The following is an 8,198-nucleotide window of genomic DNA, read 5'->3' as shown; positions in this document are numbered from 1 at the left end:
CCCCCCCCCCCCCCCCCCCCCCCCCCCCCCCCCCCCCCCCCCCCCCCCCCCCCCCCCCCCCCCCCCCCCCCCCCGGGGGGGGGGGGGGGGCGCGGGACCGGGGTGCGGGAGGGCGCGAAGCGGGTGGCGCGTGGGCCGGGCGGGGGACGCGGTGGCGCCGGGCGGGTGGGGCGGCGCGCGCAGGGGTGCGATCAGCGCGGCCGCGGTGCTACCCAGGAGAGGTGCTCGCCCTGCGCGCGGCCCCGCTGGGCCGCTCCCCGTTCCTGGCCCGGGCGCTGCTGCGCGGGCTGTGGCTCGGCGGCGGCCTGAGCGCCGTGGCCGTCGCCGCGCTGGGCTGGGGCGCCGCGCTGGACGCCGCCGCGGCCGGGCGCGCCCCGCACGTCGTGCCGGCGCTGCTGCCCGTGCTCGTGGCGACCCCGCTGGGCGCGCTGCTCGGCGCCGCCCTGGCCACCGCGGGCGCGGTCGCGGTGCTGACGCTGGCCCGCGGCCGGGTGCCGCGACACCCCTCGCGGGTGCTGCTGGCCGCGCTCGTGGCGCGCGGCGAGCAGCGGCGCCCGGTGCGCTGAGCCCCGCCCGCGCACCGGGCCCGCCGCCGGTTCAGCGGCGCGCGCTCACCAGCGGCCGTGCACGTGCTCGCGCACGAGCTCGTCGTACACCTCGCGCACCGCGCGCTGCTGCTCGTCGGTGGGGGCGGGCAGGTCCGCGGCGGCGGCGTTGCGGCGGGCCTGCTCGCCGTTGCGGGCGCCGGGGATGACGACGCTCACGCCGGGCTGCTCGACGATCCAGCGCAGCGTGGCGCCGGCCAGCGGGACGTCGCCGAAGACGCCGGCCAGGCGGCGGGCGGCCTGCACGCCCACCTCGAAGGGCACGCCCGCGAACGTCTCGCCGATGTCGAAGGCGGCGCCCTCGCGGTTGTAGGTGCGGTGGTCGTCGGCGGCGAACGTGGTGCTCTCGTCGTACTTGCCCGACAGCAGCCCCGAGGCCAGCGGCACGCGCACCACCACGCCGACGCCGGCCTCGGCCGCGGCGGGCAGGAACTCGGTGACCGGCTTCAGGCGCAGCGGGTTCAGGATGATCTGCACGCTGGCCACGTGCGGGCGGGCCACCGCGGCCAGGCCCTCGGCGACGGTCTCCACCGACACGCCGTAGGCGGCGGTGCGCCCCTCCTGCACGAGGGTGTCCAGGGCGTCGAAGACCGCGTCGGTGGCGTACACCTCCGAGGGCGGGCAGTGCAGCTGCACCAGGTCCAGGGTCTGCACGCCGAGGTTCTCGCGGCTGCGGTCGTTCCAGGCGCGGAAGTTCTCCAGCGAGTACGCGCCCGCCACGTGCGGGTCCGCCCGGCGGCCCATCTTCGTGGCGACGGTGACCCCGCTCGCGCCGCTCTCGCGCAGGAAGCGCCCCACCAGGCGCTCGCTGCGCCCGTCGCCGTACACGTCGGCGGTGTCCAGGAACGTCACGCCCGCGTCCACGGCGGCGGCCAGCGTGGCCAGCGCGTCGTCCTCGCCGACCGATCCCCAGTCACCGCCGAGCTGCCAGCAGCCCAGCCCCACGACGCCGACCTCGCGGCCGGTCCTGCCCAGCGTCCTCGTCTGCACGCGCCGCACCCTACGCAGGCGCCGCGGCGGGCGCAGCGCGGGCGGTTCAGCCGGCGGTGGCGCTGAAGCGCGAGTGCGGGTCCAGGCGGGTGAGCAGCTTGGCGCCCAGCTCCTCCAGCGCGGCGACGTCCTCGCGCTCCAGGACGTCGAAGACCATGCGGCGCACCGCCTCCACGTGCCCGGGGGCGGTGGCGACGATGTGCTCCCAGCCGGCGTCGGTGAGGACGGCGAACTGCCCGCGGCCGTCGGCGGGGTCGGCCTCGCGGCGCACCCAGCCGCGGTCCTCGAGCTTGCGCACGACGTGCGAGACGCGCGGGGCGGAGGAGTTCGTGCGCGAGGCCACCTCGCTCATCCGCAGCCGCCGCCCGGGCGACTCCGAGAGCATCGCCAGCACCATGTACCCGGTGTGGGTGAGGTCCGCGTCGCGCTGGAGCTGGGAGTCCAGCGCCGCGGGCAGCAGGGTGATCACCGCGGCGAGCTTGAGCCAGGCGCGGCGCTCGTCGGGGTCGAGCCAGCGCGGCTGCGGTGCCGGTCCCGGGTCTGCGCTCACCGCCCCATCGTAGGGACGTGGTTGCCCCGGCGACGTTGCCCCGCGACGCCGCCCCCGGACCCGCCCGCGCTCACCCGCCCGCGCTCAGGCGTGCAGCACGCGGTGCCCGGCGGCGCTCAGGGCCGCCGCGACGGGGTGCTCCGGCGGGGCGTCGGTGACGATGCCGGCGACCTCGGACAGCGGCAGCACGACGTGCGCGGAGGCGGTGCCGAGCTTCTCGGAGCTGGCCAGCACGTGGGTCTCGGCGGCCCGGGCGGCCAGGGCGCGCTTGACCGCGGCCTCCTCGGCGTCGCCGGTGGTCAGGCCCGCCGCCGGGTGCACGCCGGTGACCCCGAGGAGGAGGACGTCGGCGTTGACGCGGGCTGCGGCCTCGACGGTGGCCGCGCCGCACGTGACGCCGGAGTGCTTGAACAGCCGCCCGCCCAGGACGAGGACCTCCGCGCGCGGGTGCTCCACGAGGGCGGCGGCCACGACGGGGCTGTGGGTGACGACCGTGACCTCCAGCCAGGGCGGCAGCGCGCGGGCCACGGCCAGCGCCGTGCTGCCGCCGTCGAGCAGGACGGTGCCGCCGGCGGGCACCAGGCGGACGGCGGCCGCCGCCACGGCCGCCTTGCCGGCGGTGGCCAGGCCCGCGCGCGCGGCGAGGTCGGCGGTGGCGGGGGAGGCGGGCAGCGCCCCGCCGTACACGCGCTGGCACAGCCCGGCGGCGGCCAGCTCGCGCAGGTCGCGGCGGACCGTGTCCTCGGTGGTGCCCAGCTCGGCGGCGACCTCCTTGGCCACCACGCGCCCGCGCGTGCGCAGCCGCTCGAGCAGTTCGTCCCGCCGTTGCGCCGCCAGCACCCGGCACCTCCACAATTGTCCACGTTCTTGCGCGTTGTTGCGTAGTGTGCCGCACGTGAGCCGATCCCTGTGCACCCTCATCGCCGGCCCCCGCCGCTCGGGCGCCGGTGACGGCCCCGCGGAGGTGGCCGCCGGGCCCCTGTTCGCCGCCGTGCCCGCCGGGGCCGCCCGGTGAGCGCGCCCGCCGGCCCCGGCCTGCCCGGCGTGGACGTGCCCGACGCGCGCGGGCGCACCGGCCTGGAGCGCGCCGGGCGCGAGCTGAGCGGCAACCCCGGCGTCGTCGTGCGCGAGGTGGAGGTCCTGGCCTCCGCCTGGCACGTGCTGCGCCGCACCACGCTGGACTACCGCCACCGCGACGGCCGCTGGGAGGTGCAGCAGCGCGAGACCTACGACCGCGGCGACGGCGCCACCGTCCTGCTGCACGACACCGCCCGCCGCACCGTGCTGCTCACCCGGCAGTTCCGCTACCCCGCCTACGTCAACGGCCACCCCGACGGGCTGCTCGTGGAGACCGCCGCCGGGCTCGTGGAGGGCGAGGACCCCGCCGCGGCCGCGCGCCGGGAGACCGCCGAGGAGCTCGGCGTCGAGGTGGGCGAGCTGGAGCACGTCTTCTCGCTGTGGACCAGCCCCGGCTCGGTCACCGAGCGCGTGCACTGCTACGCCGCGCCCTACACGCCGCAGCGGCGCACCGGCGCCGGCGGCGGCCTGGCCGAGGAGGGCGAGGACATCGAGGTGCTCGAGCTCGACGTGGACGAGGCGCTGGCCGCCGTGCGCGACGGGCGCATCGCCGACGCCAAGACCGTGCTGCTGCTGCAGTGGTCGGTCCTGCACGGCCCGTTCGCCCCGGGCGCCCGGGCGGGGGAGAGCGCCCGGGCCCGGTGAACCCCGCCGGCGGCTGCCGCGTTGGAGAGGCGAGAGCACCCGGGGAGACCGCCGAGGGACAGGGGACCGCCGTGAGCAGCACCAGCACCCGCACCCGCACCGACCGCCCCGCCGCGCGCCGCCGCTGGCCCTGGGTGCTGGTGGTGCTCGTCCTCGTCCTGGGGGCGCTCGCCGCGGTGCTGGGCCCGCGCCTGTACGCGCGCTCGCAGGAGGGGCGGGCCGCCGCGCCGCTGAGCAGCCCCGCGGCCGGCGCCGCCGCACCGACCGCCGCCGCCCCGACCGCGGCCGCCGACGACCCCGCCCTGGAGGGCGCCTGGACGGTCACCGGCGGCACCGCCGGCTACCGCGTCGACGAGGTCCTCAACGGGCAGGACGTCACCGTCACCGGCCGCACCGAGCGGGTCGGCGGCGAGCTGACCGTCGCCGGCGGCGCGCTCACCGCCGGCACCGTCACCGTGGACCTGGCCAGCGTGACCACCGACTCCGGCGCCCGCGACGGGCAGTTCCGCCGGCTGCTCGGGGTGGAGGCGAACCCGGACGCCACGTTCACCCTCACCGGCCCCGTCCCGCTCGGCGGCCTGGACGAGGGCACCGCCCTGGCGCTGACCCTGCCCGGCACCCTGACGCTCAACGGGCGGGACCGCGACGTGCAGGTGCCCGCCACCGCGCAGCGCACCGCCGAGGGCACCGTCACCGTCACCGGCGCCGTGCCCGTCACCTGGGCCGACTTCGGCGTGCAGGCCCCCGACCTGGGCTTCGTCTCCGTGGAGGACACCGGCACCGTGGAGTTCGCCGTCACCGCCGCCCCCGCCTGACCCGCGCCGCGCCGGCGCACCGGCCCGCCCACGCCGCCGCGCCCGCCGGGAACGCGCCGCGCGCGCCCGAACCGCTGCGCGCGCGGCGGCGCGGGACGTAGGTTCGCCCCGTGGAACCTGCGGAGGTGGGGCAACCGCTCCTGCTCCGCGCGCTGCAGGAGGTCGCCGAGGGGATCGTGCTGCTCGACGCCGAGCACTGGCGCGTCGAGCACGTCAACGACGCCGGGGCCGCCCTGCTCGGCCTGCGGCCCGAGGAGCTGCGCGGGCGCCGGCTCGCGGAGCTGTTCCCGCAGGTCGCCGGCTCGGAGTTCCACCTGCAGCTGCGCCGCACCCGCACCGAGAGCGGCCTGGTCGACTGGACCGGCCCCCTGCCCGGCACCGGCCTGCACCTGCACGTGCGCGCCCAGCGCCTGGACGGGCACGTCCTGTGCGCCTACCGCGACGTCAGCGTCGAGCACGCCCTGCGGGTCGAGCGCGACGAGCTCACCCGCGCCCTGGCCCGCACCGTGGAGCGCACCACCCGCCTGCTGGCGCTGTCCGCGGCCCTGACCGCCGCCGACGACGTGCGCGGCGTGGCCCGCGTCGTGGTGGACACCGCCCGCTCGGTGTTCGGCGCCACCCACGCGGCCCTGTCCGTCGTGGACGAGGAGCGCCGCGTCCTGCGCACCCCCTTCCTGGAGGAGCTGGCCCCCGGCGGGGTGGAGCAGTGGCACGACCTGCCGCTGGACGGCCCCGGTCCCGGCACCGCGGCGCTGCGCGAGCAGCGCCCCCGCTACGAGGACGGCGAGCAGCTGCGCGCCCGCTACCCGGAGCTGACCGCGCGCTGGGACGCCGCCGACGTCGGCTACTGCGCCGCCGTGCCCCTGGTCGCCGCCGGGCGCGGGGTCGGGCTGGTCACCCTGGTGTGGTCCGGCGACCGGCGCCCCTCGGCCGGGCAGCGGGCGCTGCTGGAGGCCTCCGTCTCCTACGCCACCCAGGCCCTGCAGCGCGCCCTGGCCCTGGCCGAGCAGCGCGACACCGCCCGCACCCTGCAGCTGGCCATGCTCACCGACCACCTGCCCCGCTCCGAGGACCTGCGCCTGGCCGCCCGCTACGTGCCCGCCCGCCTCGACGCCCACGTCGGCGGCGACTGGTACGACGCCGTCGTCCTGCCCGACGGCGCCACGCTGCTCGTCATCGGCGACGTCACCGGCCACGACGTCACCGCCGCCGCCGCCATGGGCCAGCTGCGCGTGGCGCTGCGCGCCCTGGCCGTGGACCGGGCGCAGGACCCCTCCGCGCTGCTGGCCCGGCTGGAGTCCGTCGTGCCCTCCCTGGGCGGGGAGCCGGTCCTGGCCACCTGCCTCGTCGCCCGCGTGGAACCGCCCGGCACCGGCCCCGGCGCCGGGCGCCGGGCGCTGCGCTGGGCCAGCGCCGGGCACCCCCCGCCGCTGCTGGTGCACCCCGACGGGCGCGCGGAGCTGCTGCGCACCGCGCCGGACGTCCTGCTGGGCGTCGTGCCGGGCGGCGCGGCGCGCACCGACCACCGCACCGAGCTGCCCGCCGGCTGCACGCTGCTGCTGTGCACCGACGGCCTCGTCGAGCACCGCGACGCCGACCTCGACGACGGCCTGGAGCGGCTGCGCGCCGCCGGGACCGCCCTGGCCCGCGCCGGCGACGACGACCTCGGCCCCGCGCTCGACGCGCTGCTGCGCGCCGTCGAGCCCGCCGGCGGCGACGACGTCGCCGTGCTCGCCGCCCGCTTCGCGCCGCCGCGCTGAGCGCCGCCCCGCCGGGCGCCGCCTACGATCGTGGTTCGTGAGCGAGCAGCGGGACGAGCAGCGCGAGGTGCCGGGCGGCACGCCGGACGGGACGCCCGACGGGGCGCCGGGCGAGCGGCGGGAGCCCGGGCCGGTGGTGTTCGAGGGCCGCACCGGCACCGCCCGCCCCATCACCACCTACGGCACGCCCGTGCTGCACCGCCGCTGCACCCCGGTGACCGCCTTCGACGACGACCTCGTCCAGCTCGTGGCCGACATGTTCGCCTCCATGACCGCCGCCGACGGCGTGGGCCTGGCCGCCAACCAGATCGGCGTGGACGCCCGGGTGTTCGTCGTGGACTGCCCCGACGAGGACGGCGAGCACGTCGTGGCCCACGTGGTGAACCCCGTCCTGCACCTGCCCACCGGCCGCAGGCGCCGCCTGGACCTAGACGGGGAGGGCTGCCTGTCGGTGCCCGGCCAGTACGCCGACCTGGCCCGCCCGGACCGCAGCGAGGTCACCGGCGTGGACGTGCACGGCCGGCCGGTGCGCGTGGTGGGCACCGGCCTGCTGGCGCGCTGCCTGCAGCACGAGGTCGACCACCTCGAGGGCGTCGTCTACGTGGACCGCCTGCCCGCCGGGCAGCGGGTGGAGGTCCTCGCCGCCGCCGGTCTGCCCACGGAGGTGCGCCGGTGAGCCGCACCAGCCCCGTCGTCCTGGGCATCGAGTCCAGCTGCGACGAGACCGGCGCCGGCCTGGTCAGCGACGGCGTCCTGCTCGGCGACGCCCTGGCCTCCAGCATGGACGCGCACGCCCGCTTCGGCGGCGTCGTGCCCGAGGTCGCCGCCCGCGCCCACCTGGAGGCGATGGTCCCCGTGGTGCGCCGGGCCCTGGAGGCCGCGCACCTGGACCTCGCCGACGTCGACGCCGTGGCCGTCACCGCCGGGCCGGGGCTGTCCACCGCCGTGCAGGTCGGCCTGGCCTCGGCCAAGGCGCTGGCCTTCGCGATCGGCAAGCCGCTGTACGGGGTGCACCACCTGGCCGGGCACGCCGCCGTCGACGTCCTGGAGCACGGCCCGCTGCCGCCGCGGTGCGTGGCGCTGGTCGTCTCCGGCGGGCACACCTCCCTGCTGCTGCTGGGCGACCTGGGCCGCGACCGCATCGTGCACCTGGGCGACACCACCGACGACGCCGCCGGGGAGGCGTTCGACAAGGTCGCCCGCGTCCTGGGCCTGGGCTACCCCGGCGGCCCGGCGATCGACCGCGCCGCCCGCGAGGGCGACCCGCGCGCCATCGCCTTCCCCCGGGCGCTCTCGCGCCCCTCCGACCCCGCCTACGGCTTCTCCTTCTCCGGGCTGAAGACCGCCGTGGCGCGCTGGGTGGAGGCGCGCACCGACGCCGGCGGCGAGGTGCCCGTCGCGGACGTGGCCGCCTCCTTCCAGGAGGCCGTGGCCGACGTCCTCACCCGCAAGGCCGTGGCCGCCTGCCGCGAGCACGGCGTGGACACGCTGCTGCTCGTCGGCGGCGTGGCGGCCAACACCCGCGTGCGGGCGCTGGCCGAGGAGCGCTGCGCCGCGGCGGGCCTGCAGCTGCGGGTGCCGCCGATCCGGCTGTGCACCGACAACGGCGCGATGATCGCCGCGGTGGGCGACCTGCTCGTGCGCGCCGGGGCGCCGGCCTCCGGGCTGGACCTGGCCGCCGACCCCTCCGCGCCGCTGACGGGGGCGCTGCTCGCCGGCCCCTGGGGCTGAGCACCCGCCCGCCGGGGGGCCGGCG

9 protein-coding genes are annotated in these 8,198 nt (G+C 79.0%); 6 read left to right on the top strand and 3 right to left on the bottom strand.

The window, feature by feature from the left end:
• The first annotated feature begins 221 nt into the window (after window positions 1-221).
• The gene (locus ACRYR7_RS06430; RefSeq protein WP_432571241.1) at window positions 222-566 is read left to right on the top strand and encodes a hypothetical protein; all 345 of its coding nucleotides are present in this window, start codon (window positions 222-224) and stop codon (window positions 564-566) included.
• 45 nt (window positions 567-611) lie between these two features.
• On the opposite strand, the gene ACRYR7_RS06425 is transcribed toward ACRYR7_RS06430, so the two are convergent.
• The 3 genes from ACRYR7_RS06425 to ACRYR7_RS06415 all read right to left on the bottom strand — a co-directional run bounded on the left by ACRYR7_RS06425 (window position 612) and on the right by ACRYR7_RS06415 (window position 2,985).
• The gene (locus ACRYR7_RS06425; RefSeq protein ID WP_432571240.1) at window positions 612-1,595 is read right to left on the bottom strand and encodes an aldo/keto reductase; all 984 of its coding nucleotides are present in this window, start codon (window positions 1,593-1,595) and stop codon (window positions 612-614) included.
• A gap of 46 nt (window positions 1,596-1,641) precedes the next feature.
• The gene (locus ACRYR7_RS06420; protein ID WP_432571239.1) at window positions 1,642-2,145 is read right to left on the bottom strand and encodes a MarR family winged helix-turn-helix transcriptional regulator; all 504 of its coding nucleotides are present in this window, start codon (window positions 2,143-2,145) and stop codon (window positions 1,642-1,644) included.
• Between the two features lie 84 nt (window positions 2,146-2,229).
• On the bottom strand, window positions 2,230-2,985 hold the full coding sequence (locus ACRYR7_RS06415) for a DeoR/GlpR family DNA-binding transcription regulator (RefSeq protein WP_432571238.1): 756 nt from the start codon (window positions 2,983-2,985) through the stop codon (window positions 2,230-2,232).
• A 171-nt stretch (window positions 2,986-3,156) separates the two neighbouring features.
• Between ACRYR7_RS06415 and ACRYR7_RS06410 the strand changes: the two genes are divergently transcribed.
• The 5 genes from ACRYR7_RS06410 (at window position 3,157) to tsaD (ending at window position 8,173) form a co-directional block, all read left to right on the top strand.
• Window positions 3,157-3,867: an NUDIX domain-containing protein gene (locus ACRYR7_RS06410; protein WP_432571237.1), complete on the top strand. Its 711-nt coding sequence runs from the start codon at window positions 3,157-3,159 to the stop codon at window positions 3,865-3,867.
• Window positions 3,868-3,938: 71 nt separating this feature from the next.
• Entirely contained in the window at window positions 3,939-4,682 is a 744-nt protein-coding gene (locus ACRYR7_RS06405; protein ID WP_432571236.1) for a YceI family protein, read from the top strand.
• A gap of 125 nt (window positions 4,683-4,807) precedes the next feature.
• Entirely contained in the window at window positions 4,808-6,442 is a 1,635-nt protein-coding gene (locus ACRYR7_RS06400; RefSeq protein WP_432571235.1) for a PP2C family protein-serine/threonine phosphatase, read from the top strand.
• A 136-nt stretch (window positions 6,443-6,578) separates the two neighbouring features.
• Window positions 6,579-7,118 (top strand): peptide deformylase, encoded by a 540-nt coding sequence (def, locus tag ACRYR7_RS06395; protein ID WP_432571246.1) that lies wholly within the window; start codon window positions 6,579-6,581, stop codon window positions 7,116-7,118.
• Window positions 7,115-8,173 carry a tRNA (adenosine(37)-N6)-threonylcarbamoyltransferase complex transferase subunit TsaD gene (tsaD, locus tag ACRYR7_RS06390; RefSeq protein WP_432571234.1) on the top strand — a complete coding sequence of 353 codons (1,059 nt, stop codon included), beginning with the start codon at window positions 7,115-7,117 and terminating at the stop codon, window positions 8,171-8,173. The genes def and tsaD overlap by 4 nt, the downstream gene beginning before the upstream one ends.
• Window positions 8,174-8,198: the final 25 nt, after the last annotated feature.

The organism is Kineococcus gurbantunggutensis, from assembly GCF_050871925.1.
Taxonomy (GTDB): domain Bacteria; phylum Actinomycetota; class Actinomycetes; order Actinomycetales; family Kineococcaceae; genus Kineococcus.
This window is presented reverse-complemented; position numbering and strand designations above follow the sequence as displayed.